This is a genomic window from Streptomyces sp. NPDC001568, from assembly GCF_042893755.1.
Classification (GTDB): domain Bacteria; phylum Actinomycetota; class Actinomycetes; order Streptomycetales; family Streptomycetaceae; genus Streptomyces.
Genome location: NZ_JBIAVF010000006.1, coordinates 403,391 through 426,661, shown reverse-complemented (window position 1 = coordinate 426,661; position 23,271 = coordinate 403,391). Strand labels below are relative to the sequence as shown.

Below are 23,271 nucleotides of genomic sequence, written 5' to 3'. Positions count from 1 at the left end.
GAGACCCGCGAGGTCCTCGCGAGCGCCCTCGCGATGCTCCGCACCAAGCACGCCGACCTGCCGTCGCGCAAGCACGGCAACCCGCCGCAGTAAACCACCGCACGCCCGGGAGCCGCCCGGCGTCCTCCTCCGCGCCCGGTCCCACCAACGGGGCACCGGGCCGCCGTACCCGGAAAGGCACCGACCGCACCATGACCGCCCAGCCCAACGGACCGACCCCGCCGCTCGCACCGACCGAGACCGACCGGACGCTGCACTTCGCCGGTCAGGCCACGTTCGGCCGCATTCCCCGCATCGACCAGGTGGAGAAGGCGGACATCGCCGTGGTGGGCGTCCCCTTCGACGGCGGCGTCACCTACCGGCCCGGAGCCCGCTTCGGCGGCAACGCCATCCGTGAGGCCTCCCGCACCCTGCGCCCCTACAATCCGGCGCAGGACGTCTACCCCTTCCACTACAGCCAGGTCGCGGACGCGGGTGACATCAGCGCCAATCCGTTCGACGCGAACGAGGCGGTGGAGACCATCGAGGCCGCCGCCGACGAACTCCTCTCCGGTGGAGCCCGGTTGATGACGCTGGGGGGCGACCACACGATCGCCCTGCCGCTGCTGCGGTCCGTGGCCAAGAAGCACGGACCGGTCGCGGTCCTGCACTTCGACGCGCACCTCGACACCTGGGACGAGTACTTCGGCCAGCAGTACACCCACGGAATGCCCTTCCGCCGGGCCGTGGAGGAGGGCGTCATCGACACCTCCGCCCTCTGCCACGTCGGGACGCGCGGCCCGATCTACGGCAAGAAGGACCTCGACGACGACGCCAAGCTCGGCTTCGGCATCGTCACCTCGGCGGACGTGATGCGGCGCGGGGTCGATGAGATAGCCCAGCAACTGCGCGAACGGGTCGGCGACCGGCCCCTGTACATCTCCATCGACATCGACGTCCTGGACCCCGCGCACGCCCCGGGCACCGGCACCCCGGAGGCCGGCGGCATGACCTCCCGCGAACTGCTGGAGATCCTGCGCGGCCTCGCCGACTGTCAGCTGGTCTCCGCCGACATCGTGGAGGTCGCGCCGGCCTACGACCACGCCGGCATCACCTCGGTCGCCGCGTCGCACGCCGCGTACGAGCTGATCACCATCATGTCCAAGCAGATCGCCCCGGTCCGCTGGGGGATGGCGAAGTAACCGACTCGGGAGGGGCCGGCGCGCACGGGGCGCCGGCCCCTCCCGCACGCGCGAATTTACCTGACTGAAACCCTCGGAACGTCGCAAGTACGCCGGGCTCGGCCATACTTGCCGACAGGCACGGGTCCGTGCCGACTTCGCCGCACCGTTCCCTTTCGGGGTGCGCCCCGGGATGACATCGCCAGCATTTCCGATGATCCGTGCTGCCCGCGTAAATAAAAGGCCAATAAACCGACGGCGCCTTCTCTCGAGCGTGATCGGAGAAATGCGTCAAGGGGCGCGGTTCCGCTTAGAATTACCGGACACGCGCGTCCCCGTCATCATTGCGTTCATTGAGTTCACGGGTCCGCACGCGAACGGGGCCGGTGCCCGAGCAATGTCGGGACACAAGGAACGGCGTCGGGGGCCTAAGTTAGGAAAGTTTACTGACAGTGTCAAGGGGTCGCCGGTGAGCCGGCCGAGGCCCCGGCCCCACGGGCGCGGGGGCGGAGCACGGAATCGCAACAGGGCATTGCCGAGGGCCATCGACGGCCGTCCGGCCCGTTCACCCGCGCGTCGTGCGGTGTGCGTCGCCCCGATGTGTGCGGGGGTGGGGTTTGTCGGTCGGGCGTGCTTTGCTGGACGCATGATCGATGAATTTCTGGCCCGTGACCTGTCCGCCGTGGAAGAGGCCGTGCGCAAGGCGGCGGCCGTCGAGATCATGCCCAGGTTCCGGCAGCTCGCCGACCACGAGGTGGACCAGAAGAGCGGTCCCCACGACCTGGTCACCGTCGCCGACCGGCTGGCCGAGGAACACCTCACGGCCTCGTTGACCAGACTGCTCCCCGGCTCCGCCGTCGTCGGCGAGGAAGCCGTGCACGCCGACCCGGACACCTACCGGGCGCTGCGCGCCGAAGCGCCCGTATGGATCGTCGACCCGGTCGACGGGACCCGGCAGTTCGTCCACGGCGACCCCGGCTTCTGCACCCTGGTGGCGCTGGCGCTGCGCGGCGAGATCCTCGCCTCCTGGACCTTCGCCCCCGCCCTGGACGAGCTGGCGACCGCCGTGCGGGGGCAGGGCGCGTACGTCAACGGCGAGCGGATCCACAGCGGTTCGCCCGAGCCCGGCGCCGAACTGCGCGTGGCCACGGCCCACCCGCTGTACACGACGGAGGAGGAGCGGCGGATCCTCGCCCGGCTGGAGGTGCCCGGCGTCACCGTCCGCCCGTGCGGTTCGGCGGGTCTGGAGTACCTGAAGGTGGCCCGCGGGGAGATGGACGCCCTGGCCTTCAACTGGCCCTCCGCCTGGGACCACGCCGCCGGCCTCCTGCTGGTCGCCGAGGCGGGCGGCACCCAGAGCACGGTCGACGGGGTGCCCTTCCGGGTGGACCGCGACAACGCCCTCCCGTTCGCCGTCGGCCGTGACGAGGCCACGACCGTCCGCGTCCGCGACCTGCTGCGCGGCGCGTAGCGGGACGGGGGCAGCCCGCCGGACGGGCCCGGGCGGCCCGATCGGCGCGGGCGGCGCAATAGGGTGGGGTCAATGCCCACCGGACGAAGGAGTCGCAAGTGCCGCCGATTCTCGATGCGGTCGTGGTGGGGGCGGGGCCCAACGGGCTGACGGCCGCCGTCGAACTGGCCCGCCGGGGCCACTCCGTGGCCGTGTTCGAGGCCGCCGGGACCATCGGCGGTGGCGCCCGGACCGAGGAGCTCACCCTCCCCGGTTTCCGGCACGACCCCTGCGCGGCGGTCCACCCCCTGGGCGTCGGATCGCCGGTGTTCAAGACCATGCCGCTCAAGCGGTACGGGCTGGAGTGGCTGCACCCCCCGCTCCCGATGGCGCACCCCTTCGACGACGGCACGGCCGCCGTGCTGTCCCGGTCCGTCGCCGAGACCGCCGCCTCCTTCGGGCCGCGCGACGCGGGCGCGTACCGGCGCCTGGTCGAGCCGTTCCTCGGCAAGTGGGACACCCTCGCCCGGGACTTCATGTCGCTGCCGAACACCGCGCTGCCCCGGGACCCGATCACCCTCGCCCGGTTCGGGCTCACCGGGCTGCCACCCTCCACCTGGTTGCTGCGCCGCTTCCGTGACGACCGGGCGCGCGCCCTGTTCGCCGGGCTCGTGGCGCACGTCATGGCTCCGCTGAACGGCATCGGGACCGGCGCCGTCGGCCTGGTCTTCGCCCTCGCCGCGCACGCGGGCGGCTGGCCCCTGCCGCGCGGCGGCTCGCAGTCCCTCTCCGACGCCCTCGCCGCGTACCTGCGCGACCTCGGCGGCACCCTGCACACCGGCTTCGAGGTCAAGCGGCTCGACGACCTCCCGCCGGCCCGCGCGTACGTGTTCGACACCTCCCCGACCGCCTTGGCCCGCATCGCCCGGCTGGGCAGCGCCTACCAGGGCTACCGGTACGGGGCCGCCGCCTTCAAGATCGACTACGCCCTGGATGGGCCGGTGCCCTGGACCGCCGAGGAACCCCGCCGCGCCGGCACTGTCCAGATCGGGCCCCACACCCGCGACATCGACGCCGCCCTGCAACTGGCATCGGGCGGCCGTGCCCCGCGCAACCCCTTCCTCATCGCCGCCCAACCCACTCTCGTCGATCCCGGCCGGGCGCCCGAGGGCAAGCACGTGTTCTGGGTGTACGGACACGTCCCGTCGGGCTGGGACGGTGACCTCACCGAGCCCATCGAGCGGCAGTTGGAGCGCTTCGCCCCGGGCTTCCGCGACCTCGTACTGGCCCGCGCGACGGCGGGCCCGGCGCAGCTCGCGGCCCGCAACCCCAACTACGTCGGCGGGGACATCGCCTGCGGGGCGGCCTCCGGCCTCCAGCTCCTGCTGCGTCCGAAGCTCACCCTGTCCCCGTACACCACCGCCCACCCCGCGGTGTTCCTGTGCTCCTCGGCCACCCCGCCGGGCCCGGGCGTCCACGGCATGTCCGGCCACAACGCCGCCAAGGCGGTCTGGCGCCACCTGCGAAAGGGCTCCTGATGGTCCGCATCGCCCTCGTCCTCGGAGACATCACCACCGAAGCGGCGGACGCGATCGTCAACGCCGCGAACTCCTCCCTGCTCGGCGGCGGGGGAGTGGACGGCGCCATCCACCGGCGCGGCGGTCCGGAGATCCTGGCCGCCTGCGAGGACCTGCGGCGCTCGCACTACGGCAAGGGCCTGCCGACGGGCCGGGCGGTGGCCACCACGGCCGGGCGCCTGCCCGCCGAGCACGTCATCCACACGGTCGGACCGGTGTGGTCGCGCGACGAGGACCGCTCCGCGCTCCTCGCCTCCTGCTACCGCGAGTCCCTGCGCGTCGCCGATGAACTGGGGGCCCGTACGGTCGCCTTCCCCGCCATCTCCACCGGGATCTACGGCTGGCCCATGGACGACGGCGCCCGCATCGCGGTCGAGACGGTGCGGGCGGCCCGCACCGAGGTCGAGGAGGTCCGGTTCGTGCTCTTCGACGCGGCCGCCCACGCCGTCTTCGAAGCGGCCGTCGCGGGACCGGCGGGCGACCCGGCGTAGGCCGTCACCGCGCCCGCGCGGATCCGCCGGGGGAGGGGCGCGGGTAGGTCCGGGTCTGCTTGACGCTGCCGTAGGCGAAGCTCGACTCGATCGAGGCGATGCCGGGAATGGCGTGGATCCGGTGGCGGACCAGCGCCTCGTACGCCTCCAGGTCCTCGATGACGACGCGCAACAGGTAGTCGCTGCTGCCGGCCATCAGGTAGCAGTCCTGGATGTGCTCGATGACCGCCACGTGCTCCTCGAACACGGCGACCGCCTCCGCCGTGTGCCGCTCCAGGCGAATGCGGACGAAGACGGTGACGGGGAGCCCGAAGGCGACCTGGTCGACCATGGCCGTGTAGCCGCGGATCAGACCCGCCTCCTCCAGCCGGCGGACCCGGCGCAGACACGGCGACGGGGACAGCCGGACCCGGTCTGCCAGGTCCTGGTTCGACAGTCGTCCGTCGGCCTGCAATTCCCGGATGATCTGCAGATCGACGGCGTCCATGGGCCCTCCCGGGGCAGTTCTTGGCAGATCCTGCCCCAAACGTATGTCCGAGCGACAGAACTGGCAATCGGCTGCCCCGGCCCAGGCCCTAGCGTTGCGGGGGAACGGACCAGACCGGTCCGCTCTCACAGGCTGGAGCAACTTCCTTGGTCGCGACCACAACCACCGGGCCGGCCGCTCCTCTCGACGCGGTGGGCCCGCGGGCCGGACATCCCGGCCGCCGCGGGCTCTCCCCCCAGGCCCGGGGCATGGCGGCGCTGCTGGTGACCGTGGCGATCTGGGCCGCCTTCGCGCTAAGCGCCCGCGCCCTGAGCGCCTCCACCCTGCTGCCCGCCGACGCCGCCCTGCTGCGCTTCGGCGTCCCGCTGGTCGTCCTGCTGCCGGCGCTGTGGCGGCGCCGGGCGCGCATCGCCGCGGTCCGACCCGGCCCCGCCGTCAAGATCGTCTGCGGTGCGGGGGTGCCGTTCTTCCTCGCCGCCATGCACGGCGGCGCCCTCACCTCGGCCGCCTTCGTCGGCTCCATCGTCCCGGGCATGGTCCCGCTGTTCGTCTCCGCCCTGATGGCCGCCCGCGGCCGCGGTCTGCCCCGCGGCGCGCAGAGCGCCGGCCTGGCCCTGATCGCCGCCGGGGTGGTCGCCCTCGTCTGGCGGTACGTCGTCCCCGTCGACACCGACGTGCTGGCCGGCGCGGGCACCCTGCTGGTCGCCAGCGGACTGTGGGCGCTCTACACGGTCGGCCTGCGTGACGTGGACCTCGATCCCGTCGGCTCGATCGGCCTGCTCTGCCTGCCCTCCTTCGCCGTCATCGCCCTCCTGGTGCTGACCGGGGTGCTCCCGACCGGCATCGCGCACGCCGAGGGCGGCGACATCCTGCTGTTCCTCGTGGTGCAGGGACTCGGCGTGGGACTGTGCGCCGGCCTCCTGTACGCCTTCGCCATCCGCCGGCTCGGCGCCGAACGGGCATCCGTCGTCGGGAGCCTGAGCCCCGTCGCCGTCGTACTGCTCGCCGTGCCGCTGCTCGGCGAGAAGCCGGCCCTCGCCGTACTCGTCGGCGTCCCCCTCATCACCATCGGCGTCGTCCTCGCCAACCGCCGCCCCCGCCCGCACGCCCGCCCGCGACCCGAGGTTCCCGCAGATGCTTGAGCTCCTCCCCCCGCCGCCCACCGACCCGCTGTGGGACCTGACGTACGAGTTCGGCACCGACGAACGCCCCGAGCGGCTGAACCTCGTCCTCGGGGTCTACCGCGACCCGACCGGACGCACACCGGTCATGGCGGCCGTCCGCGAGGCGGAGATCCTGCTCGCCGAGCGGTCCGAGTCCAAGGAGTACCGCGGGCTCTCCGGCAACGCCGGCTTCAACCGGGCCCTGCTCTCGATGGTCCTCGGCCCCGACGGTCCGGCCGAGCGGGCCGCGGCCGTCCAGACCGTCGCCGGCTCCGGCGCGCTGCGGCTGCTGGCCGACCTGATCTGTCGGACCCGCCCCGGCACCACGGTGTGGATCAGCGACCCGGCCTACGTCAACCACCGGCCCATCCTGGAGGCCGCCGGCCTGACCGTGCGCACCTACGGCTGGCGCGACGCCGAGGGCGGCTTCGACGCCGACTCGGTCCTGCGCGACCTCGGCGCGGCGCGCCGCGACGACGTCGTGCTGCTCCAGGGCTGCTGCCACAACCCGACCGGCGCCGACCCCGCCCCGCGGGACTGGGCGGCCCTGGCCGAGCTGGCCGCCCGCAACGGCTGGGTCCCCTTCGTCGACCTCGCCTACCACGGACTCGGCGACGGGCTGGAGGCCGACCTGGCCCCCACCCGGATGCTCGCCGCCCGGGTGCCGGAGATGCTGGTGGCCGTCAGCTGCTCGAAGAACTTCGGCCTCTACAGCGACCGTACGGGCTGCGCCATCGTCATCGGCGCCTCGGCCCCGTCCGTGCGCCACGCCGAGACGGCCCTGCAGAACGCCGCCCGGACCCTGTACTCGATGCCGCCCGAGCACGGCGCCGCCGTCGTGACGACCATCCTGGAGGACGAGCGGCTGCGCCGTTCCTGGGAGGCCGAACTGGAGCTCATGCGGGGCCGGATCGCCGCCAACCGCGGCGAACTCACCCAGCAGCTGGACGCGTTGGGTTGCGCGGTCCAGGCCCGCGCGCTCTCGCGGCAGAAGGGCATGTTCTCCATGCTCCCGCTGACCTCCGCGCAGATGCTGTTGCTGCGCAGGCAGTTCGCCATCTACGGCACCACCTCGGGCCGCATCAACATCGCCGGGATCCCGCCCCACCGCATCCCCTGCCTCGCCCGGGGCATCGCGTCCGTCCTGGACCCGGCCGAACTCCCGCGCCAGGCCCGCCTCGTGCACTGAGGTACGCGCCCCCGCGGGTGTGCCCACCTCCACGGGCACGCCCGCGCCCGGACCGGCTTTCACCGTACATGTCGGTGAATTCGTAGAAGTTCCGTGAAAGTCCTGGCTGAAATTCCGCCGACTCAATGGCGGAAACGATCGGGCCGCGGCCGGATGGAACTCGTCGCACGGATAAGGGCGTCGGGCGTGTGGCATCATGGCCGCGTCGTCGCCCCGGAATCGAAACCCTTCGGACACCGTGGTGCCGAGACGGAGGGGGTTCGGTCCCCTTCCGTGCCGGCCGGTACGAGGGCGGCGGCGTGACCGGACGAGTACGGCCGCGCAGGGGTTCGGCGGAGGACTGAGGATGAAGTTACCTGGCTCTGCGTCATCGACGTCCGAGGACAGAAGGCTCCGGCGCCGCCTGAAGAAGGTGCGCCACACCTGCGAGGGGCTCCTCGCGCAGTGGGGCATGGAGCACGGGTGCGGCATCGACGAACTCCACCGCCATCTGACCGAACAGCGCAACCGGCCCATCCATTTGATATCCACGCCGTTTCCCGAACGCCACCTGTTCGGTATCTGGCTGAAAATGGATGACTTCGACGTCATCGTGTACGAAAAAGCCGCGTCGTCCTCACACAAAGAACACATCATCGCGCACGAATTGGCGCACATCGCCTTCGACCACAACGGGTCCCTGCAACTCGCCGGCGGTGATTCCGGCCGGCTGATTCCCGACGTCGACCCCGCCGCCGTGCGCGGCATGCTGATGCGCTCCCGCTACAGCGACGACGAGGAGCAGGAAGCCGAGACCATGGCCTCGTTGATCCTGGCGCGCGCCGCGAAACGGTGGACCGAACCCGCCTGGGGCGTCCCCGCGGACGCGGCCGAGATCGTCGCCCGCATCGAGAACGGACTCGGCAAGCCGGATCAGGGGTGCGTGTGATCTACGGGATCCTCGCCTGGATCTGCGCCGTCGTGGGCGTCGCCGCCTTCGCGTACCGCCTTCCGGACCTGCTGCGCAGGAAGAACGACATCGCCCTGTGGGCGCTGTGCACCTACTTCCTCTGCTCCGGGATCAGCTTCCTGGTCGACCTCGACCTGCTGCGGCTGCACATCTCCGGATTCTTCGGACTGCCCAACATCACCTCGCTGATCACCCAGGTCGCGGTCGTCATCCTGACCGCCGCCCAGCAGGTCGTCCTCGTCTACTGGTCGTCGCCGCCGGCCGAGGCCCGCCGGATGGCACGCAACCGCGTGCTGTTCTTCGCCGCCGCCCTGTGCGTCCTCGTACCCACCTCGCTCATCGTGGGCCCCGCCGCCAAGTCGGAGACGGCCACCTCCACGATCCTGCTCAGCATCCAGGACGGTCGGTACGCCCTGTACATGTCGTTCTACCTGCTGATCTGCGCCATCGGACAGTTCGAGACCGTACGGCTGTCGCTGCGCTTCACCAGGATGGCCAACCGCCAGTGGCTCGCCGTCGGCATGCGCACCGTCACCGTCGGCGCGAGCATGATCCTCGTCTACTGCGTGACCCGCAGCATCCAGATCGCGGGCACCCGCCTGGACTTCGACGGCGCGGCCCTCGATCCCATCCAGTGGACGAGCGGCAGCATCGGCGCCCTGCTCCAGATCATCGGCTGGACCATCCCCTCCTGGGGCATCCGCGTCACCCGCGCCCGCGGCTGGATCCGCAGCTACCGCTCCTACCTGCGGCTGCGCCCGCTGTGGTGGGCCCTGTACGAGGCGTCGCCGGACATCGCCCTGGACCCGCCCCGCTCCCTGCCCCGCGACCTCATCCCGCCGCGCGACCCCCACTACAGCCTCTACCGGCGCGTCATCGAGATACGCGACGGCCAGCTGATGCTCCGCACCTCCCTCTCGCTGGCGGACTTCGCCCGCGTCGCCCGGTCCCTGAACCTCCCCGAGGACCCCACCTCGCCCCTCGGAGAGGCGCTCCAGGTGCGCGCCGTGCTCAGCCGCCCCGCGGAGCAGCGCGCCGAGCAGGCCGACGAGGCCGACATCCCCGTCCGCCCGCCGTACGACGACTTCCGCCAGGAGGTGGAGTGGCTGACGGAGGTCGCCTCGTCGTTCACCACCCTCGGCCGACGCCGCGACGGGGCCATCGAGGCGGGCCTCCTGTCATGACCGCCCCGTCGCTTCCCGTCCCCGGGAGCGCCGCCGCCCCGGCAGGGGAGCCCGGCGCGCTGCTCGGCCCCGCCCTGCACACGATCCGGCGGCTCGTCGCCCTGGACACCGAGCGGGGCGCCACCGCCGCCCTGCCCGCCGTCCGCGAGGCCTTGCGGCGGTTCCCGCAGCTGTCGGCCGCCCCCGCGAGCCCGCGCGCCGAGGACGGCGACCTGCTCGCCGCGCTCGCCGAGCTCGCCGAGGTCATCGGCTGGATCCTCTTCGACGCCGGCCTCTACGCCCGCGCCCGGCGGATGAACGCCCGGGCCCTGGCCCTGGCGGAGCTGTGCGGCGACCGCTGGACGGCGCGGCTGACGCTGCTCAACCACAGCATGCTCGAAGCCCACACCGGCCGGCCGCGGGCGGCCCTGGCGAGCGCCGACCGGGTCCGCGGCCCCAAGCCGTTGCCCGCCCGGGTGAACAGCCTCGTGCTGATCCGGCAGGCCCACGCCGTCGCCATGCTCGGCGACCGCCGCGAACCCCTCGCGCTGCTCGACGGGGCCCGGAGCCGCTTCCTCGACGGCGTCTCGTACCGCGACCCGCACTGGGCCTGGTGGATCGACGAGAGCGAACTCCTCGGCCACCGCGGCTGGGTCCTCGCCCGGCTGCGGTACTGGGACCGGGCCATCCCGCTCCTGCACGCCGCGGCCACCGCCCCCGGCCCGTCCTACCGGCACCTGTTCACCGCCGAACTCCTCGCCGCTCTGGTGCGCGCCGGGGCCTGGAACGAGGCGGAGGCCCTCGTCGCGGAGCTCGCACCGCGCGCCGCCGGGATCGGCTCCGTACGCACCACCGGGACGCTGCGCCGCACGGCGCGGGACCTGCGCCGGACCGCGCGGGCGCCGGGCCGCCTGAAGGACGCGGCGGTGCACCTCCTGGAGTCCCTGCCCGCCTGAGCGAGCACGGACCGGACCCCGGGCCCACCCCCATACCGCCACCCCCTCCACGTACGACAGACAGGGATGACCACACACATGCGCCAGATCCGGATACCGCTGCCCGCAGCCGCCCTCTTCGCCGTGGGCGCGCTCCTGTTCGCCGTGGGAAGACCCGTGGCCGACGTAGCGTTCGAGACACGTGCCACCACGGCCGCCGCGGAGCAGCAGGCCGCCTCCCAGGTGGGCAGTCCCTTCATCTCGACGCACCTGTACTTCGGCACCGGCCGCCACGACGGCAACCCCCCGATCACCGACGAGCAGTTCATGAAGTTCGTGTCCGAGGTGGTCACGCCCCGCTTCCCGTCCGGGCTGACCCTCCAGGAGGGCCGTGGCCAGTGGCGGGACAAGGAGGGCGACATCAACGCCGAGCGCTCCTTCGAGCTGACCGTCCTCTACCCCGTGAACGAGGCGCACCGCCGCAACATCGACATCGAGTACATCCGCCACCTCTACTGCAAGATGTGGGAACTGGAGTCGGTCGGCCGCGCCGACGTCCGGGCGCAGGCCGACTTCTGACGCGGCCGGTGGCCGCCCGCGGCAGGGCGGGCGGCCCTCCACGGACGGCGGACGGCACGACGTGCGGGCGTGAGGCGACGGACGGGCGATCCGACGGACGGGCGATCCGACGCGTGGTCCCGAGCCCTCGGTTAGGGTGAATCGGAAGGAAACAGGCCCCCCGGGGTGAGGTCGGTGCATTGGACACTTACCAGTCGACGAGCGAGGTGCCCGATCAGCCGATGGCGGCGGTCGGATACGCCGGCGTACTCCGCGAGCTGCTGCCCATCGCCCTGTGGCGGGAGGACGCGGACGGCCGCATCGTGGAATGGTCACTGGCCGCCCAGGACCTGCTCGGGCACCGCCCCGAGGACATCCTCGGCAAGCCCGGCTCCGCCGTGCTCGTCCCCGAGGCCAACCGCGAGCTCGCCGACGACCTGACCCGCCGCGTCCAGGCGGGCGAGACCGTCGTCGGCACGCTGCCCGTGCGCCACCGCGACGGGCACCGCGTGGTGATGGAGATGTGGATCGTGCCCGCCGCCGACCCGCAGGGCCGTACCGGCGCCCTCCTGATCGCCGTCGAGACCTCCGAGGTCCTGCACATGCGGGACTCCCTCGCCGCCCTCCAGAGCCTGTTCACCCAGTCCCCGATCGGCCTCGCCACCCTCGGCCCCGACCTGCGCTTCCTGCGCGTCAACGACGCCCTGGCCCGGATGAACGGCGTTCCGGCCGCCGACCACCTCGGAAAACGGCTCACGGAGGTCGTGCCCGGCGTCAACGCCGCCGCGCTGGAGGCGACCATGCGGCAGGTGCTGGAGTGCGGCAGCGCCGTCGTCGACGTCCGCCGCACCGGGCGCACCCCCGCCGATCCCGAGCACGACCGCACCTGGTCCTGCTCGTACGCCCCGCTGCTCGACGGGAGCGGCCGCCGGCTCGGTCTCATCGCCTCCCTCATCGACATCACCGACGGCCAGCGGGCCCAGCTGGAGGCCGAGCGGGCCCGTACCCGGTTCGCGCTGCTCGCCGAGGCCGGCACCCGCATCGGTACCACCCTCGACCTGCGCCAGACCGCCCGGGAGATCGTCGACCTGCTGGTGCCGCAGCTCGCGGACTCGGCCGACGTGCAGATCCTGGAGGCGGTCCTCGACCCGGACGAGTCCGCGGCCTCCACCCGCGGGGTGCTCCGCCGGCTCGCCGCGACCTTCCCCGACCCGACGGCGCCGACCGCGAAGCTCGCCCCCGGCCAGACCTTCCAGGTCCCGGCCGGGACCGTCTACGAACGGGTCGTCACCGAGGGCGTCCCCATGGCCCTGTTCGCCTCCGACATCCCCGCGCTGATCACCGACCCCCGCGCGCAGGACCTGCGCGACTACCTCGCCACCCTCGGCTCGGCGCGCATGGTGCCGCTGGTCGCCCGCGGCACGGTGCTCGGGGCCGTGGCCGTGACCCGGGTGCGCGAGCGCGAGCCGTTCGACGAGCAGGACGGCGTACTGATCGACGAGCTCGTCGCGCGCGCCGCCCTCAACATCGACAACGCCCGCATGTACACGACCCAGCGCCAGGCCGCCCGCACCCTCCAACGCAGCCTCACCAACAGCGCCCTGCCCGAGGTCCCCGGCCTCGAACTGACCGGGCGCTACCTGCCCGCCAGCGACCACGACGTCGGCGGCGACTGGTTCGACGTCATCCAGCTGCCCCGGGGCCGCACCGGCCTCGTCATCGGCGACGTGATGGGCCACGGCATCCACGCCGCCGCCGTCATGGGCCAGCTCCGCACGGCGGTGCGGACCCTCGCGCGCGAGGACGTACCGCCCGTCCGGCTGCTGCGCTCCCTCGACGCGGTCGTGGCCGACCTCGGCGAGGACGAGATGGCCACCTGCGTCTACGCCGTCCACGACCCGGCGACCGGTGGCTGCGTGATCGCCCGCGCCGGGCACCCGCCGCCCGCCGTGGTCGCCGCGGACGGGACGGTCACCTTCCTCGACGGGCCGGCCGGAACCCCGCTCGGCACCGGCTGGCAGGACTTCCGCACCGAGGAGGTGCCGCTCCCGCCCGGCAGCCTGCTCGTCCTGTACACGGACGGCCTCATCGAGGCCCGCGACCGCGACCTCGACGAGGGCATGGAGCGCCTCGGCCGGGCGCTGCGGCAGGCCGCGCAGCCCCTGGAGGAGCTGTGCGAGGGCATCCTGACCCAGCTGCTGCCCAGCGCGCCCCAGGACGACGTGGCGGTCCTCCTGGCCCGCACCAGGGCCTGCTGAGGGCGGGGCCCCCGTTGCGGGCCCCCGGCCCCGACCGTCACCAGGCGAGGTCCTCCAGCGCTTCGAGGTCCGGGGCGGGCCCCGCCATCGGCTCGGGACCGCCGGTCAGGGACAGCTCCGCCCAGATGACCTTCCCGCGGTCCGTGTAGCGGGTGCCCCACCGCTCGGCGTACTGGGCCACCAGGAACAGGCCGCGGCCGCCCTCGTCGGTGGTCGCCGCGTACCGCAGGTGCGGGGAGGTGCTGCTGCCGTCGGAGACCTCGCAGATCAGGTTCCGGTCGTACAGCAGACGGACCCGGACGGGCGCCGATCCGTACCGGATGGCGTTGGTGATCAGCTCGCTGAGGACGAGCTCCGCGGTGAAGGAGATCTCCTCCAACCCCCACGCGGTGAGCTGGGCGGCGCCCGCGCCCCGCACCCGGGAGACGGCCGACGGATCGCCGGGCACCTCCCACTCCGCGATCCGGTCGGTCTCCAGCCGCCTGGTGTCGGCGATCAGCAGGGCGATGTCGTCGCTCGGCGACGGGAACAGCAGCGCGGCCAGTACGTCCGCGCAGGCCTGGTCGGGGCTGCGGCCCGGCCGTGACAGGGTCTCGCGCAGCAGCGCGAGACCGGAGTCGAGGTCCCGGTCGCGGTCCTCCACGAGGCCGTCGGTGAACAGCACGAGCCGGCTCCCCTCGGGCAGCCGCAGGCACGTCGCCTCGAACGGCATGCCGCCCACCCCGAGGGGAAGCCCCGTCGGCAGCTCGAGGAACTCCACCCGCCCGTCGGCGTGCACCAGGGCCGGCCCGGGGTGGCCGGCGCTGGCGATCGTGCAGGCCCCGGAGGCCGGGTCGTAGACCGCGTACAGGCAGGTGGCGCCGGTGATCCCGGCGGGCTCCTCCCCGGTCTCCGGGCCGTCGCCGTCCGCGGCGGACTCCGAGCGGCCACCCGTCGACGCGGACTCGGCGTCGCCGCCGGCGGACGTCGCGGCCCCCGGGCCCTTCGCCGGGGCGCCGCGCTCCAGCTGGTCGATCCGGTCGATCAGCTCGTCCAGGTGACCCAGCAGTTCGTCGGGCGGGATGTCGAGGGTGGAGAAGTTGTGCACGGCCGTACGCAGCCGCCCCATGGTCGCCGCCGCGTGCACCCCGTGCCCCACCACGTCGCCCACCACCAGCGCCACCCGCGCCCCGGGCAGCGGGATCACGTCGAACCAGTCGCCGCCCACGCCCGCCTTCGCGGGCAGGTAGCGGAATGCGACGTCGACCGCGCTCACGTCGGGCAGCACCCTGGGCAGCAGACTGCGCTGGAGGGTCACGGCCGTGGCGTGCTCGCGGGTGAAGCGGCGGGCGTTGTCGATGGACACGGCCGCCCGCGCCCCCAACTCCTCGGCGAAGGACAGGTCCTCCTCGTCGAAGGCCTCCGGGGTGTCCGCGGCCCGCCAGAAGTTCGCCATGCCCAGCACCACGCCCCTCGCCTGGAGCGGTACGGAGATCAGCGAGTGCAGCCCGTAGTCGAGGGCCACCCGGGTACCGGCGGCGTCCTGGGCCCGCCAGCCCATCGCGGCGTTCAGATCGGGCGCGAGCACCGCGTGCCCGGCGTCCAGGGCGGCGGCCATCGGGGCCGTGGGCACGGCGAACCGGATCACGTCGCCGACGGGCTGGAGCGGTTGGTCGGTGCGCACCCCCGACATCGCCGACCGGCGCATCTCGGTGTGCACGCCCGTGGCCGGTGAGGGCTCCTCGCCGCGCAGCACCGGCTCCAGGAGCTCGACGGTGACGAAGTCCGCGAAGCGCGGCACGGCCACCTCGGAGAGCTCCTCGGCGGTGCGCACCACGTCCAGGGTGGTGCCGATCCGCACCCCGGCGTCGTAGAGCATCTGGAGCCGCTCCCGGGCCACCTCGGCGCGGCCGGCGAGCGCGGCGAGTTCGGTGGAGTCGCGCAGGGTCATGACGCTGCCCGAGGGCCGCCCGGAGAAGGTCTCGGTGGGGCGCACGTTCACCGCGAGGAGCCGGTCGCCCGCCCGGTGCACCTCGTCCGTGACGACCCGGCCCGAGGTCAGCAGCTCGGCGGTGCGCGGGTCCAGGCCCAGCTCCTCCACGTGCCGCTGTTCGGCGTCGGGCGGCAGGTCCAGGAGCCGACGGGCCTCGTCGTTGGCGAGGACCAGCCGGTGGTCGGTGTCGACGATCAGCACGCCCTCGCGCACGGCGTGCAGCACCGCCTCGTGGTGCTCGTTCATCCGGGCCATCTCGGCGGCGCCCAGGCCCCGGGTCTGGCGCCGCAGGCGCCTGCTGACCAGGGCGGCGCCGCCGGTGCCCAGGATCAGGGCGCCCGCGGCCGCGCCGAGCAGCAGCGGCAGCTGCCCCTCGACCACGTCCGCGACGTTCTCGATCTCGATGCCGGTGGAGACCAGGCCGACGACGGTGCCGCGCTCGTCCCGGACGGGCACCACCGCGCGGACCGCGTCACTGGGCTTGCCCTGGAACAGTTCGGTGAACGACCGCCCGGCCGCGGCGCGGGCCAGGTCGCCGGTGGCCCGCTTGCCGATCAGCTCGGGCCGGGAGTCGGTGTAGCGGACGCCGTCGGTGCTCAGGACGGCGACGAAGTCCACGCCCGAGCCCCTGCGGGCGCCCTCTGCCAGCGCTTGGAGGCCGGCCGTAGGGTCCGGCCCCCGCAGGGCGGCCGGCAGACCGGGGGCGTGGGCGAAGGCCTCGGCGGCGGCCAGCGAGCGGTTGCGGGCGTCCTGCCGGCTGTCGTACCGGGCCTGGAACACCAGCGCCAGCGCGGCCGCGGTGATCAACACCGCGACGATCACCGCCTGGAGCGCGAAGACCTGACCGGCGACGGTGCCCGGCGCCAGGGAGAGGCGCGCGAGCAGGCTTGCCGGCCGCGCTTCACCGTGTCGACCCGAACGTCCGGTCATGAGCCCTTTCTAACACTGTCGCCGCGCCCCGGTGCGGTGGCCGCCGCCGCACGGTACGCGCGCGGGCTGAGGCCGACCCGGGCGCCGAAGTGCTGACGGAAGGTGACCTCGCTGGCGAACCCGGCCCGCCGCGCCACTTCCGGCACGGGGTGGTCGGTGCGCTCCAGCAGTTTGCGGGCCTCGTCCAGCCGCCGGCCGAGCAGCCACCGGTGCGGGGTCGTGCCGGTCGCCGCGGTGAAGTGCCGGGCGAAGGAACGCGGCGACATCCCGGCCCAGCGGGCGAGCGTGGCCACGTCCAACGGCTCGTGCAGCCGGCGCAGGGCCTGCTCCCGTACGGCGGCGAGGGCTTCGGTGATACGGTCCGCCGCCGGTACGGGCCGGTCCAGGTACTGGGCGTGGTCGCCCGTGCGGAAGGGGCCGGTCACCATCGAGCGGGCGATGGTCGCCGCGGCCTCCGCCCCGTGGGCCTCGCGCACCAGGTGCAGGCACAGGTCGATCCCCGAGGCCACCCCGGCGGAGGTCCACAGCCCGTCGTCCTCCACGTACAGCGGGGCGTCCTCGACCAGCACCCCCGGGTAGCGCGCCGCGAGCCGCGGGGCGAGCCACCAGTGGGTCACCGCCCGCCGGCCCTCCAGCAGCCCGGCCTCGGCCAGTACGAAGGCCCCGGCGCACAGGGCGGCCACCGGCACGCCCCGGGCGTGCGCCGCGCGCAACGCGGCGAGGATCGGCTCGGGCGTCGGATCGTCGGGCTCGGCCAGGGCGGGCACGACCACCAGGTCGGCGGCGCTGAGCCAGTCGAGTCCGCGGTCGGGCGTCAGGGTCAGCCCGCCGGGCAGCGCGATCGGGCCGTCGTCCTGCGCGCACCGGCGCAGTTCGAATGAGGGCACCCCGGCCCGGCTGCGGTCGGGTCCCCACACCTCGGTGATGACGGCGAGGTCGAAGCTCCGGATCCCGGGTTGGGCGACGATCGCTACGCGCTCCATGGGGCAACTGTGCCAGACCCCGTACGCGGCGTCCTGCCATGCCGGCAGGATCCCATCGATCAGGGTCCCGGCAACCCCTGGGACGGCTGCGCCGCCGGGGACACGATGGAGCCATGACCGACACCGCGCACACCACGCCCCGACCGGCCCCGACCACCACCGAGGCCGCCGCCCCGCGACTCGCCGACGACAGTGCCCTGATCGTCATCGACGTCCAGAAGGCCTTCGACGACGCCTCCTTCTGGGGCCGGCGCAACAACCCCGCCGCCGAGGACAACATCGCCGCCCTGATGGACGCCTGGCAGGAGTCGGGGCGGCCGGTGGTCCTCGTCCGACACAGGTCGGTGCAGCCCGGATCCGTGCTGGCCGAGGACCGGCCCGGGTACGCCTTCAAGGACTTCGTGGAGGAGCGGCGCCACGAGGCCCTGCTGATCACCAAGACCGTCAACTCGGCCTTCTACGGCACCCCGGACCTGTCGCAGTGGCTCACCGCCCGGGGCATCCGCCAGGTGGTCGTCGCCGGGATCCAGACCAACATGTGCGTCGAGACCACGGCCCGGATGGCGGGCAACCTCGGCCACCGGGTCCTCGTACCGCTGGACGCGACCCACACCTTCGACCTCGCCGGCCCCGACGGGCTGTCCCTGACCGCCGACGAACTGGCCACGGCCACCGCCGTGAACCTCCAGGGCGGCGGCTTCGCCCGGGTCGTGACCACCGCTCAGCTGCTGGCGGCGGCCCGCGCCCAGGTCAGCGCGTAACGGGCGAGCCGGTCGTCCTCGCCGACGGGAAGCAGCCCGGCGGCGACCATGACCCGCCGGGAGGCCGTGTTCCCCGGGTCGGTGTCGCCCAACACCCCGGCCGCGCCGTGCCGCCGCGCGTGCTCCACCAGGGCGCGCAGCGCCTCGCTCGCCCAGCCCCGGCCACGGGCCGCCGGGACCAGGCCGTAGCCGACGGTCACGCGGCCCGCGCCGTCGGCCGGGCCGTGGAAACCGGCGCCGCCGATCAGCGTCCCGTCCTCGCGGCGCAGGATCTCGTACGCCCCGAACGGCGCGGGATCCCCGCTCTCGGCCCACACCCGCAGGTACCGCTCGGCCCCGGCCCGGTCCCCGGCATCCGGATAGCCGGGAGCCCGGAGCCGGCCCGCCGCGCCGCCGGCGCCGGCCAGGAGCCGCCGGGCGCCGTCCGGGTCGAGGGGCAGGAGGTCCAGCCGGGGCGTCGTCAACGTGTCCATGGCACCGGAGTACCAGCCGACCCCGGGCCGGCGCACCCGGATATCGGGCGGGGCCCGGACACCGACCCGCGCCCCGGTCGACCCCGGGCCGGCGCACCCGGACATCGCCCGGACATCCGCCCGGCCGAGACGCCGGACGTCGCCCGGCGAGGACGGCGAAGGCCCGGACCCCCGTTGTCGCGGGGTTCCGGGCCTTCGGCCGTAGGGGCCGGGTCGTGCGTCAGAGCACGTCGGCGGCGATGTTCTCCGCGACCCGCTCCAGCAGGGGGCCCGCGTTCGGGATGGACTTCGCCGGGTCGGGCTCCAGGTCGGTCAGCGGGTAGGCCTTGCGGATGCCCGCCGCCTCCAGCGCCTCCTGGTCCAGCAGCAGTCGACCGCAGACCGCCACGACCGGCTTGCCCGCCGCGCGCGCCGCGGCCGCGACGCCCGCCGGAGCCTTGCCGTGCAGGGTCTGCTCGTCGAGCGAACCCTCACCCGTGATGACCAGCGTGGCCCGCTCCAGCGCCGGGGCGAAGCCCAGCACCTCCAGCATCAGCTCGATCCCGGGACGGAACGTCGCCCCGAGGAGCAGCGCCCCGTAGCCGATGCCGCCGGCGCCGCCCGCGCCCGGCAGCACCGCGCACTCGGCGGCCTTGGAGCCGATCGACTTCTCCAGCACCGCCGCGAAGTGCGCCAGCGCCGCGTCGAGCGTCGCCACGTCCTCGGGCGAGGCGCCCTTCTGCGGGCCGTAGACCGCGGGCGCGCCCTTCGGGCCCGTCAGGGGGTTGTCCACGTCGCTCGCCAGGACGAACTCCACCTCGGCGAAGCGGGGGTCGATCCCGGACAGGTCGGCCGAGGCCAGAGCGGCCAGCGCGCCGCCGCCCGGACCGACCGGTTCACCGTTCGCGTCCAGGAACACCGCGCCCAGCGCCGCCAGCATGCCCGCACCGCCGTCGGTGGTGGCGCTGCCGCCCACGCCGAAGACGATCGAGCGGGCGCCCGCGTCCAGGGCCGCCTTCAGCAGCTCGCCGGAACCGTACGTGGTCGCCGTCAGTGCGGCGAAGGTGCCGGCGGGCAGCAGCTGGAGGCCGGAGGCCTCCGCCATCTCGACCACGGCGGTACCGTCGCGCAGCGCGAAAGCGGCCGTGACCTGGTCGCCCAGGGGTCCGGTGACCCGTACCTCCCGGCGTTCGAAACCGGCCGCCACGGCGGCCGCGACCGTACCGTCGCCGCCGTCCGCGACGGGGAGGGTCTCGACCTCCACGTCCGGTACGGCCCTGCGAAGGCCGGCCGTCACCCGCTCCGCGACCTGAACGGCCGTGAGCGAGCCCTTGAATTTGTCCGCGGCGATGAGCACGCGCGCGGTCTCAGTTACTGCTCCGTCCGTCACCTTGCTAATCCCTTGCTATCGAACAGTGCAGTCGCGCCCCCATGAGCCTATCCGGAGGATCCTCCTATGCCCATGGGTGGCCTACGCCACACGCGGCGCGCCATGCGGCTAAATACGGATATACGCCTGCATAGTGTGGCCGCATGAGCACGGATTCACTGGAACAGCCACGTCCGGATACCCCAGGTGGGGGGTCCGGCGACCCTGTGGACGGCGTGCCCGACCGCGGCGTGGTCACCATGGGCGTGATCGCCGTGCTGGCCGTCGTCGCCTGGGCCGCCCTCGGGAAGGAGTCCTTCGACTCCGCCTCGGGAAACGCCCTCACCTGGGTGCTCGACAACTTCGCCTGGCTGTTCGTGATCGCCGCCGACGTGTTCCTCGTCATGTGCGTCGCCCTCGCGATCAGCCGCTTCGGGCGGATCCGGCTCGGCGCCGACGACTCCGAACCGGAGTTCACGAACCTCGCGTGGATCGCGATGATGTTCAGCGCCGGCATGGGCATCGGCCTCATGTTCTACGGCGTGGGCGAGCCGCTCACCCACTACCTGAACCCGCCCCCGGCCTCCGGCGCCGCCCCCGACACCGGCGCCGCCGCCCTCGCGGCCATGGAGTACTCCTTCTTCCACTGGACGCTCACCCCCTGGGCCATCTACGCAATCGCCGGGCTCGCCCTCGCCTACGCGACCTTCCGCAAGGGCCGCGGCAACCGCCTCAGCTCCGCCTTCGTCCCGCTGATGGGCGAGGAGCGGGCCAACGGCGCGGCCGGCAAGGCCATCGACCTGCTCGCGGTCTTCGCCACCGTCTTCGGCACCGCGACCAGCCTGGGCCTCGGCGCCCTCCAGGTGTCCAAGGGCCTCAACATCACCACCGGCGTCGAGGACTCCACCACGGTCGAGCTGATCATCATCGGCTCGCTGTCCGCCGCGTTCGTGCTCTCCGCCTTCTCCGGCCTGCACAAGGGCGTCAAGTGGCTGAGCACCATCAACATCGTGCTCGCCGCCACCCTGATGCTCTTCGTCTTCGTGCTCGGCCCCACCGTCTACATCCTGGACGTGATCCCCGCCGGCGTCGGCGGCTACCTGGACGAGCTGCTGCCCATGGCCAGCCGCACCGGGGCCTTCACCGACAGCGCCTGGCTCGGCGCCTGGACCATCTTCTACTGGGCGTGGTGGCTGTCCTGGGCGCCCTTCGTCGGCACCTTCATCGCCCGGATCTCCCGCGGCCGCACCATCCGCGAGTTCCTCATCGGTGTCCTGCTCGTCCCCAGCGGCGCCACCGTGGTCTGGTTCTGCGTCATGGGCGGCACCGCCATCCGCCTCCAGTCCACCGGCGCCGCCGACCTCGCGAGCAAGATCAAGGAGGGCACCGAGGCCTCGCTGTTCGCCATGCTCGACGCGCTGCCGCTGGGCACCGTCACCTCCTGGGTCGCGATGGTCCTGGTCATGACGTACTTCGTCACCAGCGCGGACTCGGCCTCCCTGGTCATGGGCTCCCTCACCAGCCGGGGCTCGCTGAACCCGCCCACCTGGCTCGTCGTCACCTGGGGCGTGCTGATGGCAGCCGTGGCCGCGGTGCTGCTCGTCGCGGGCGGGCTGAAGTCCCTGCAGACGGCGACCATCCTGGTCGCCCTGCCCTTCGTCATCGTCATGCTGCTGCTGTGCTGGGCCCTGGTGAAGGAACTGCGCGAGGACCCCGGCGCCGGCCCCGCCCGCCACCACGCCCTGCACGGCCTGCGGGACGCCGTCAAGGCCATGGTCGGCGACGCCATCACCGAGCAGGGCACGGCCCGCCACCCCCGGCTGCGGCGCGTCGCCGAGGCCCGGGGACGGGACCGCGAGGACGGCGGTGACCCGCAGGGGTGAGCGTGCGGGGCTGCCCTGCGGACGGCCGGCGCCGGCTGGGTAGGGTGGCGCCGTGACCACCACCGACGACTACGCCACCTACATCGCGAGCCTGCCCCGGGTCCTGGCCGGCGCCGCCGCCCTGTACCGCGACGCCGCGGGCCGGGTCCTCCTCGTGGAACCCAACTACCGTGAGGGCTGGGCCCTGCCCGGCGGCACGATCGAATCCGACCGGGGCGAGTCCCCGCGGACGGCGGCCCGGCGCGAGAGCGCCGAGGAGATCGGCATCGACGTCCCGCTCGGCCGGCTCCTCGCCGTCGACTGGTCGCTGGGCACCGGCCGCCCGCCGCTGGCCGCGTACCTCTACGACGGCGGCGTCCTCGACGCCGCGCAACTCGCCTCGATCAGGCTCCAGGAGGAGGAACTCCTGTCCTGGCGGCTGGTCGAACCGGGCGAACTCACCACGTACCTCCTCGGATCCCTCGGCCGACGGACCGAAGAGGCCCACCGGGTACTGGAGTCCGGCGAGGGCACCGTGGAACTGGAGAACGGCCGCCGTCCCGGGCCCTAGCGGCAAATGCGCAGGGCAGGCGGGTACCCGCAGCGAACACGAGCAGGACAGAATCAGCAGATGATCACGATGTACGCCTGGCCGAGCACGGCCGACGGGCCCGACGCCCTCCCCATGGTCCACTTCACCACCGACCAGCAGGCCGGTGACGAGGTCACCGAAGACGGCTCGCCCGTCTGGCTGTTCGACAACGCGATACGCGAGGGCGGCTGGTCGCCCTTCGAGGACTTCGAGGGCTGGTCCGCCCCCGCCGAGGGCTGGCAGGCCTTCTACCGCCGCGAGGACGACCTCCTCGCCGTCACCGGACCCGCCTCCTGCGAGGGCTGGTACCAGGGCCGGCTCGGCGCCGACCCCGCCTGGGTGGACGCGGCCTCCGCCCAGCAGAGCGTCGTCCTCCTCGCCGCGCCCGTCCAGCACCCCGACCTCTACGCCTACGCGGTGGAAGCCGGCGCCGGCTTCGCCCTCCTCGTCCCCCTCTCGGTGATCTGAGCTACTTCCCCGCCCCTTCGAACTCCAGCAGCCGCACCTTGCGCTCGATGCCACCGCCGTAACCCGTCATGCCGCCCGAGGCGCCGATCACGCGGTGACAGGGCACGATGATGCCGACCGGGTTCTTCCCGTTGGCCAGGCCCACCGCGCGCGAGGCGCTCGGCTTGCCCAGTTCCGTCGCGAGCTGCCCGTACGACCACGTCTGCCCGTACGGGATCCGCACCAGCTGCTCCCAGACGCTGCGCTGGAAGGCGGTGCCCTCCAGCCGGACCGGGACGGTGAACTCCCGCAGCTCGCCGGCGAAGTACGCGGCCAGCTGCCGGCGCACCTCGGGGAAGGGCTCCTCGCCGTCCGCGACCCGCTCGCCGAAGGACTCCTCGGCGGGCCGGTGGCGCTGGCCGGTCATGTACAGGCCGCTCAGGACGCCATCGGTGGCGACCAGGGTCAGCGGGCCGTACGGGCTGTCCACGACGGTGTGCTGCTTGCTGCTCATGGGGTGCGC

General features: G+C 73.4%; 21 protein-coding genes. 15 read left to right on the top strand and 6 right to left on the bottom strand.

Annotation, left to right across the window (positions count from 1 at the left end; genetic code table 11):
* Positions 1-191: 191 nt before the first annotated feature.
* From speB to ACFY0I_RS14295, 4 genes are all read left to right on the top strand, one after another.
* On the top strand, positions 192-1,181 hold the full coding sequence (speB, locus tag ACFY0I_RS14310) for an agmatinase (protein ID WP_388894385.1): 990 nt from the start codon (positions 192-194) through the stop codon (positions 1,179-1,181).
* 625 nt (positions 1,182-1,806) lie between these two features.
* A complete protein-coding gene (locus ACFY0I_RS14305; protein ID WP_388894383.1) occupies positions 1,807-2,631 on the top strand; it encodes an inositol monophosphatase family protein in 825 nt (274 codons plus the stop codon).
* A 98-nt stretch (positions 2,632-2,729) separates the two neighbouring features.
* Positions 2,730-4,148 carry a phytoene desaturase family protein gene (locus ACFY0I_RS14300; protein ID WP_388894380.1) on the top strand — a complete coding sequence of 473 codons (1,419 nt, stop codon included), beginning with the start codon at positions 2,730-2,732 and terminating at the stop codon, positions 4,146-4,148.
* A complete protein-coding gene (locus ACFY0I_RS14295; protein WP_388894377.1) occupies positions 4,148-4,678 on the top strand; it encodes an O-acetyl-ADP-ribose deacetylase in 531 nt (176 codons plus the stop codon). The genes ACFY0I_RS14300 and ACFY0I_RS14295 overlap by 1 nt, the downstream gene beginning before the upstream one ends.
* 4 nt (positions 4,679-4,682) lie before the next feature.
* On the opposite strand, the gene ACFY0I_RS14290 is transcribed toward ACFY0I_RS14295, so the two are convergent.
* Entirely contained in the window at positions 4,683-5,165 is a 483-nt protein-coding gene (locus ACFY0I_RS14290; RefSeq protein WP_388894375.1) for an Lrp/AsnC family transcriptional regulator, read from the bottom strand.
* A 146-nt stretch (positions 5,166-5,311) separates the two neighbouring features.
* On the opposite strand from ACFY0I_RS14290, the gene ACFY0I_RS14285 reads away from it, so the two are divergent.
* The 7 genes from ACFY0I_RS14285 to ACFY0I_RS14255 all read left to right on the top strand — a co-directional run bounded on the left by ACFY0I_RS14285 (position 5,312) and on the right by ACFY0I_RS14255 (position 13,380).
* Positions 5,312-6,307 (top strand): DMT family transporter, encoded by a 996-nt coding sequence (locus tag ACFY0I_RS14285; protein ID WP_388894372.1) that lies wholly within the window; start codon positions 5,312-5,314, stop codon positions 6,305-6,307.
* Positions 6,300-7,517: an aromatic amino acid transaminase gene (locus ACFY0I_RS14280; RefSeq protein WP_388894369.1), complete on the top strand. Its 1,218-nt coding sequence runs from the start codon at positions 6,300-6,302 to the stop codon at positions 7,515-7,517. The genes ACFY0I_RS14285 and ACFY0I_RS14280 overlap by 8 nt, the downstream gene beginning before the upstream one ends.
* 346 nt (positions 7,518-7,863) lie before the next feature.
* Positions 7,864-8,445 (top strand): toxin, encoded by a 582-nt coding sequence (locus ACFY0I_RS14275; protein WP_388894366.1) that lies wholly within the window; start codon positions 7,864-7,866, stop codon positions 8,443-8,445.
* Positions 8,442-9,650, top strand: a complete 1,209-nt coding sequence (locus tag ACFY0I_RS14270; protein ID WP_388894363.1) for an MAB_1171c family putative transporter — start codon at positions 8,442-8,444, stop codon at positions 9,648-9,650. Before ACFY0I_RS14275 ends, ACFY0I_RS14270 begins: the two co-directional genes overlap by 4 nt.
* Positions 9,647-10,585 (top strand): DNA-binding protein, encoded by a 939-nt coding sequence (locus ACFY0I_RS14265; RefSeq protein ID WP_388894360.1) that lies wholly within the window; start codon positions 9,647-9,649, stop codon positions 10,583-10,585. The genes ACFY0I_RS14270 and ACFY0I_RS14265 overlap by 4 nt, the downstream gene beginning before the upstream one ends.
* A 66-nt stretch (positions 10,586-10,651) precedes the next feature.
* Positions 10,652-11,143: a DUF3574 domain-containing protein gene (locus tag ACFY0I_RS14260; RefSeq protein ID WP_388894358.1), complete on the top strand. Its 492-nt coding sequence runs from the start codon at positions 10,652-10,654 to the stop codon at positions 11,141-11,143.
* A 179-nt stretch (positions 11,144-11,322) separates the two neighbouring features.
* On the top strand, positions 11,323-13,380 hold the full coding sequence (locus ACFY0I_RS14255; protein ID WP_388894354.1) for a SpoIIE family protein phosphatase: 2,058 nt from the start codon (positions 11,323-11,325) through the stop codon (positions 13,378-13,380).
* Between the two features lie 37 nt (positions 13,381-13,417).
* Here ACFY0I_RS14255 and ACFY0I_RS14250 read toward each other — a convergent pair whose 3' ends face one another.
* Both ACFY0I_RS14250 and ACFY0I_RS14245 read right to left on the bottom strand, forming a co-directional pair.
* The gene (locus ACFY0I_RS14250; RefSeq protein ID WP_388894351.1) at positions 13,418-16,282 is read right to left on the bottom strand and encodes a SpoIIE family protein phosphatase; all 2,865 of its coding nucleotides are present in this window, start codon (positions 16,280-16,282) and stop codon (positions 13,418-13,420) included.
* Complete coding sequence (locus tag ACFY0I_RS14245; protein ID WP_388894349.1) at positions 16,279-17,265, bottom strand: GlxA family transcriptional regulator; 987 nt, start codon at positions 17,263-17,265, stop codon at positions 16,279-16,281. The genes ACFY0I_RS14250 and ACFY0I_RS14245 overlap by 4 nt, the downstream gene beginning before the upstream one ends.
* A 113-nt stretch (positions 17,266-17,378) precedes the next feature.
* Here ACFY0I_RS14245 and ACFY0I_RS14240 point away from each other — a divergent pair, with 113 nt between their 5' ends.
* Positions 17,379-18,026, top strand: a complete 648-nt coding sequence (locus ACFY0I_RS14240; protein ID WP_388894346.1) for a cysteine hydrolase family protein — start codon at positions 17,379-17,381, stop codon at positions 18,024-18,026.
* On the opposite strand, the gene ACFY0I_RS14235 is transcribed toward ACFY0I_RS14240, so the two are convergent.
* The gene (locus tag ACFY0I_RS14235) at positions 17,987-18,499 is read right to left on the bottom strand and encodes a GNAT family N-acetyltransferase (protein ID WP_388894344.1); all 513 of its coding nucleotides are present in this window, start codon (positions 18,497-18,499) and stop codon (positions 17,987-17,989) included. The two genes, ACFY0I_RS14240 and ACFY0I_RS14235, sit on opposite strands and share 40 nt — an antisense overlap.
* 220 nt (positions 18,500-18,719) lie before the next feature.
* Positions 18,720-19,868, bottom strand: coding sequence for a glycerate kinase (locus tag ACFY0I_RS14230; protein WP_388894341.1), 1,149 nt, complete (start codon positions 19,866-19,868; stop codon positions 18,720-18,722).
* A 143-nt stretch (positions 19,869-20,011) separates the two neighbouring features.
* Between ACFY0I_RS14230 and ACFY0I_RS14225 the strand changes: the two genes are divergently transcribed.
* The 3 genes from ACFY0I_RS14225 to ACFY0I_RS14215 are packed head-to-tail and all read left to right on the top strand — an operon-like array spanning position 20,012 to position 22,769.
* Positions 20,012-21,730 carry a BCCT family transporter gene (locus ACFY0I_RS14225; protein ID WP_388894338.1) on the top strand — a complete coding sequence of 573 codons (1,719 nt, stop codon included), beginning with the start codon at positions 20,012-20,014 and terminating at the stop codon, positions 21,728-21,730.
* A 52-nt stretch (positions 21,731-21,782) separates the two neighbouring features.
* Positions 21,783-22,280 (top strand): NUDIX domain-containing protein, encoded by a 498-nt coding sequence (locus tag ACFY0I_RS14220; RefSeq protein WP_388894335.1) that lies wholly within the window; start codon positions 21,783-21,785, stop codon positions 22,278-22,280.
* A gap of 60 nt (positions 22,281-22,340) precedes the next feature.
* The gene (locus tag ACFY0I_RS14215; protein ID WP_281206374.1) at positions 22,341-22,769 is read left to right on the top strand and encodes a hypothetical protein; all 429 of its coding nucleotides are present in this window, start codon (positions 22,341-22,343) and stop codon (positions 22,767-22,769) included.
* Position 22,770: 1 nt separating this feature from the next.
* Here the strand turns inward: ACFY0I_RS14215 and ACFY0I_RS14210 are convergent, their stop codons facing one another.
* The gene (locus ACFY0I_RS14210) at positions 22,771-23,262 is read right to left on the bottom strand and encodes a methylated-DNA--[protein]-cysteine S-methyltransferase (RefSeq protein ID WP_388894332.1); all 492 of its coding nucleotides are present in this window, start codon (positions 23,260-23,262) and stop codon (positions 22,771-22,773) included.
* Between the last annotated feature and the right edge of the window lie 9 nt (positions 23,263-23,271).

What these genes read in the sequence shown, in the direction of transcription:
- speB (WP_388894385.1), top strand. Translation starts at nt 192, where the DNA reads ATGACCGCCCAGCCCAACGGACCGACCCCGCCGCTCGCACCGACCGAG.
- ACFY0I_RS14305 (WP_388894383.1), top strand. Translation starts at nt 1,807, where the DNA reads ATGATCGATGAATTTCTGGCCCGTGACCTGTCCGCCGTGGAAGAGGCC.
- ACFY0I_RS14295 (WP_388894377.1), top strand. Translation starts at nt 4,148, where the DNA reads ATGGTCCGCATCGCCCTCGTCCTCGGAGACATCACCACCGAAGCGGCG.
- ACFY0I_RS14290 (WP_388894375.1), bottom strand. Translation starts at nt 5,165, where the DNA reads ATGGACGCCGTCGATCTGCAGATCATCCGGGAATTGCAGGCCGACGGA.
- ACFY0I_RS14280 (WP_388894369.1), top strand. Translation starts at nt 6,300, where the DNA reads ATGCTTGAGCTCCTCCCCCCGCCGCCCACCGACCCGCTGTGGGACCTG.
- ACFY0I_RS14275 (WP_388894366.1), top strand. Translation starts at nt 7,864, where the DNA reads ATGAAGTTACCTGGCTCTGCGTCATCGACGTCCGAGGACAGAAGGCTC.
- ACFY0I_RS14265 (WP_388894360.1), top strand. Translation starts at nt 9,647, where the DNA reads ATGACCGCCCCGTCGCTTCCCGTCCCCGGGAGCGCCGCCGCCCCGGCA.
- ACFY0I_RS14260 (WP_388894358.1), top strand. Translation starts at nt 10,652, where the DNA reads ATGACCACACACATGCGCCAGATCCGGATACCGCTGCCCGCAGCCGCC.
- ACFY0I_RS14250 (WP_388894351.1), bottom strand. Translation starts at nt 16,282, where the DNA reads ATGACCGGACGTTCGGGTCGACACGGTGAAGCGCGGCCGGCAAGCCTG.
- ACFY0I_RS14245 (WP_388894349.1), bottom strand. Translation starts at nt 17,265, where the DNA reads ATGGAGCGCGTAGCGATCGTCGCCCAACCCGGGATCCGGAGCTTCGAC.
- ACFY0I_RS14240 (WP_388894346.1), top strand. Translation starts at nt 17,379, where the DNA reads ATGACCGACACCGCGCACACCACGCCCCGACCGGCCCCGACCACCACC.
- ACFY0I_RS14235 (WP_388894344.1), bottom strand. Translation starts at nt 18,499, where the DNA reads ATGGACACGTTGACGACGCCCCGGCTGGACCTCCTGCCCCTCGACCCG.
- ACFY0I_RS14225 (WP_388894338.1), top strand. Translation starts at nt 20,012, where the DNA reads ATGAGCACGGATTCACTGGAACAGCCACGTCCGGATACCCCAGGTGGG.
- ACFY0I_RS14215 (WP_281206374.1), top strand. Translation starts at nt 22,341, where the DNA reads ATGATCACGATGTACGCCTGGCCGAGCACGGCCGACGGGCCCGACGCC.
- ACFY0I_RS14210 (WP_388894332.1), bottom strand. Translation starts at nt 23,262, where the DNA reads ATGAGCAGCAAGCAGCACACCGTCGTGGACAGCCCGTACGGCCCGCTG.